Source organism: Paenisporosarcina sp. P4_E4_2, from assembly GCF_056401595.1.
Genome location: NZ_JBFUJC010000327.1, coordinates 1 through 3,523, shown reverse-complemented (window position 1 = coordinate 3,523; position 3,523 = coordinate 1). Strand labels below are relative to the sequence as shown.

Genomic DNA, 3,523 nt, shown 5'->3' with positions numbered 1-3,523 from the left:
GGACCATGACCGCTGTATTGAAATGGAACAAGCAGTGAATTTTTTATTAGCGTATTTGTTTCCTGAGCTTTATCAAACGGAACAATTTTATCATGTATTCCGTGAATAATCAGTGTAGGTACTAGTATTTTGTCAAGATCATAGTACACGTTCTCATCTCTTAGTGTCTTCATGACTGCTACAGTCGACCAACCGGCTGCCTGTAATCCTAGCTGAAAAAACCAGTCCGATAATGGGGTGGTAAGATACTGGAAGAAGAAGAGATCATTTAATCCCTGCAACATTTTAGGTCGATCATTAAGTGATCCTGAAATGAACATATTTGCAACTTCTTCTTGAACACTATACGGAGATTGAGCGTCTATGAGGACAAGTTTGGATACTCCATAACCTTGGTGTCGAGCCATATATCGAATCGAGATTGCCCCTCCTGTAGAGTGTCCTGCTAGTGTGAAGTCTTTTAACTGCAACGCGACTACTACTGCATGGATATCATCTGCCAATCTGTCAAAGTTGTAGCCATGGAATGGTTTATCCGAATTACCGAACCCCCTCCAGTCGATGCCTATACATCGATATCCCATTGCTGGAAGAACATCAAACTGATATTCATACTGCTTATGGTTTAATGGCCAACCATGTATAAATAGTATTGTTTTATTTCCCTCCGGGTTTACATCCTCAACATATATCCTTACACCAGGTTCTACAGTAACAAAGTATCCCATGTTGTTCCCTCCCTTTAATTAAAGTGGCATCAACAATAAGATACTCATCTAGGGAAACATAGGTGAATTGCTTGGCTTGTTTAAGCACTCTTCCTACTTCAACTAACGGGGCAGGTTAGTTGAAGAAAGATAAATACATAAAGGAGGTAAAGGATGACGAATGATGAAGAACGATTTAAAGAAATAAACGGATTGACAATTGAAGAACGATTAAAAGTAGCTCGTGGAATGACAAGTGAGGAATGGCACGCAAAACTTGAAGAACTATGTAAAGCTAAAACAGGAATGACTCCCGATGAATGGCTTATTAAACGGTTTACATCTTTGACACCAATTGATTTTCTTAAAAAACAAAATGGAGTTAATTCTGATAATGATGCAACACTGGTTAAGGATTTGCAGGTATTGGGATTAAATGATAGCGTGATAAATGTTTTGTTTGAGTATGTTGTAATTATTAGTAGAATCGGGCTGGTTCACCCGTTGGTAAGAGAAATGGGTGAAAGTTGGTTCGAGAGAAATATATTAACTATTGAAAAGGCTATTGTCTTCGTCAGGGAAGAACTGAAGAAAGAGTATCCAGAGGATAATGGCTGCTTTACTTCAAGAAGGTGTGAAGCATTTTTGTTCACTAACTAATAAATCGTAAACACATTCCTAATTATGATATAATTACCAAAATTAGAGGAGGCTTATAAATGGGCTATGATTCAGTTTTGGCTTTTTTACCAATCATAACTATCTTTTTTTACATAGCACCAGTTGTATTTGTGATTTGGTTTATGATTAAATTCTTAAAAATACAGCAGGAAAAGAACAAAATACTACGTACTATTTCTGACAAACTAGATAAGCTAAATTAGACGGGGAAACCCGTCATTTTTCATGTCACAGTTTGTGTCAACTCTAAAATAAGTCTTCTTCAAATCACGGGTGCTTTACTTCAATAAGGAGTAAGGCCTTTATCTTCTTTAACTAACGGGGCAGGTTAGTTTAATAAGAAAGTAAAGATAAGGGGGGAATAGATTGAGAAAAATAATACTGTTTTTTTCTCTACTAAGCGTTCTGCTAGTTACTTCGGGTTGTTTGGATGAAATGATTGGCCAAAAAATAACTATACAGAAACGAACTGGTGAAGAAAACATTTTTGAAGACTTCGAAGAAGTCACTCAAAAAAACAGGTGAAAAAAGCGATAGATATAGTTAATAATGCTAATTGGGAAAATGAAAAAGTAGAAATGGCACGCTATGCTGACTACCAATTTCAATTTCCGTCTAAGAATAGCAACGGCAGCGAAGACAAAATAGCGTCTTATTTACTATGGATTAGCCCAAATGATGAAAATCTAGAGATAGTTACCGATAGCGATAGATATGTAAAATTAACAAAGCAAGATTCAGCAGACCTATATGAAATTTTAACAGGAGAAGAATTAATAAAATAATTCCATGTCTTCATATACTCTTCAACTAACGGGCGCTTTAGTTGAATAACCGGCAGCCTTTACAAGGCGGCCATATAGTTGAATAATATGATAATGTATTAGCTATATAAATTAAGGAGGGTGGTTCTAAATTATGGTGTCTACTATGCCAAAAATTATAGTTAAGAGAGCTGTTAAATTTTTTTTATTTGCAGCAGCCATAACAATTATTGCAACTATAATAACCTACATAATCAATCCGGATTTAAAAGAAGTAATGGAAGGAGCAAAAAGTAAGTTATCGAACCAAGTAAAAGAATCTACAGGCATAGATAAACTATGGTCCTATATTGTTAATAACGGATTTATGGTTCCCTTACAAATGCTTATCTTAGCCTTAATTCCAATACAATTTCTATATCTCATAAATATAATTTCAACTGTTTCTCTGCCTGGGATTCTTTTTGGAATTGGTTTACAAGCCGATTTTAAAAAAGGTTTTGAGATAATAATCTCTACTATTCCTCATTATGTTTTTGAAGTTTTTGCTTTATGCTTACTTGCAGCGGTTCTTTTTGAATTAAACCAAGTTGTTAGAGTAAAGATAAGAAATATATTTAAGAAAGACAAAGAAGGAATATCTTTTATTAAAAAATTCTTAGAGACAATAAGAACTTACGCCATCTTTGTTATACCGATAATCATTGTAGCCGCATTTCTGGAAACTTACATAGCTGATATCATATTCAATTTATTTCAATAGTAGATCTCAACGGATGGATTCGTAAATGTTTTGGATTTAGCGCAAGCGACACAATGAAATAGTATTCAACAATCGGGCGCGATTGTGGAGCAACACAGGTAGAAAATGATCAAACTTTTTTATAAAACCGATACTTAAATCTGCTGGATATGAATCCATTTTGATCAATCTTTTTTCAAAATGGATTCATTTTTATTTATCGTAAAATACTGATTTGTCAGGTATCTTTGATCAAACTTTATTTCAAAGCAACAAAGCGGCTTTTTCTAATGGCCTAGATTTAATGTAAATTTGAAATAAAGTTGTACTGTTAATAAAAAAGTCACACCGTATAGAAGCAATTTTAACTGTTTGTAAAAAAGTTGTACCGCTTTGCTTTTTTTTGATTATAAGATTCTCTATTTGGTAGTTCCTTTACAGGAAAGTTTATCCATGGTAATATAACTAAATATTCCCAATATTAAAGGAGATTGAATGATGAAAAAACTATTATTGCTTATTGCTTCACTTTCTTTAGTTCTTGCAGCTTGTACTGAAGACAATGAAGAGAAAAAAGTTACAACGACTGAAGGAACTAAATCTGAAGAAACTACATCTGAAGAAAAAGC

Annotated in this window: 6 protein-coding genes; 5 read left to right on the top strand and 1 reads right to left on the bottom strand. The window is 34.0% G+C overall.

The window, feature by feature from the left end; translation table 11 throughout:
• On the bottom strand, window positions 1-728 hold a 728-nt coding region (locus AC1DSB_RS16460; RefSeq protein WP_477587134.1), incomplete at its 3' end, for an alpha/beta fold hydrolase.
• 153 nt (window positions 729-881) lie between these two features.
• On the opposite strand from AC1DSB_RS16460, the gene AC1DSB_RS16455 reads away from it, so the two are divergent.
• The 5 genes from AC1DSB_RS16455 (at window position 882) to AC1DSB_RS16435 (ending at window position 2,915) form a co-directional block, all read left to right on the top strand.
• On the top strand, window positions 882-1,367 hold the full coding sequence (locus tag AC1DSB_RS16455) for a hypothetical protein (RefSeq protein ID WP_477587133.1): 486 nt from the start codon (window positions 882-884) through the stop codon (window positions 1,365-1,367).
• A gap of 59 nt (window positions 1,368-1,426) precedes the next feature.
• Window positions 1,427-1,591, top strand: coding sequence for a hypothetical protein (locus AC1DSB_RS16450; protein ID WP_477533343.1), 165 nt, complete (start codon window positions 1,427-1,429; stop codon window positions 1,589-1,591).
• Between the two features lie 163 nt (window positions 1,592-1,754).
• Window positions 1,755-1,913, top strand: a complete 159-nt coding sequence (locus AC1DSB_RS16445) for a hypothetical protein (protein WP_477533344.1) — start codon at window positions 1,755-1,757, stop codon at window positions 1,911-1,913.
• Window positions 1,910-2,173 carry a YhfM domain-containing protein gene (locus AC1DSB_RS16440; RefSeq protein ID WP_477533345.1) on the top strand — a complete coding sequence of 88 codons (264 nt, stop codon included), beginning with the start codon at window positions 1,910-1,912 and terminating at the stop codon, window positions 2,171-2,173. The genes AC1DSB_RS16445 and AC1DSB_RS16440 overlap by 4 nt, the downstream gene beginning before the upstream one ends.
• A gap of 133 nt (window positions 2,174-2,306) precedes the next feature.
• Window positions 2,307-2,915 (top strand): stage II sporulation protein M, encoded by a 609-nt coding sequence (locus tag AC1DSB_RS16435; RefSeq protein WP_477587132.1) that lies wholly within the window; start codon window positions 2,307-2,309, stop codon window positions 2,913-2,915.
• The last annotated feature ends 608 nt before the right edge of the window (window positions 2,916-3,523 follow it).

Coding starts and splice junctions, on each gene's coding strand:
- AC1DSB_RS16455 (WP_477587133.1), top strand. CDS start 882: ATGACGAATGATGAAGAACGATTTAAAGAAATAAACGGATTGACAATT.
- AC1DSB_RS16450 (WP_477533343.1), top strand. CDS start 1,427: ATGGGCTATGATTCAGTTTTGGCTTTTTTACCAATCATAACTATCTTT.
- AC1DSB_RS16435 (WP_477587132.1), top strand. CDS start 2,307: ATGGTGTCTACTATGCCAAAAATTATAGTTAAGAGAGCTGTTAAATTT.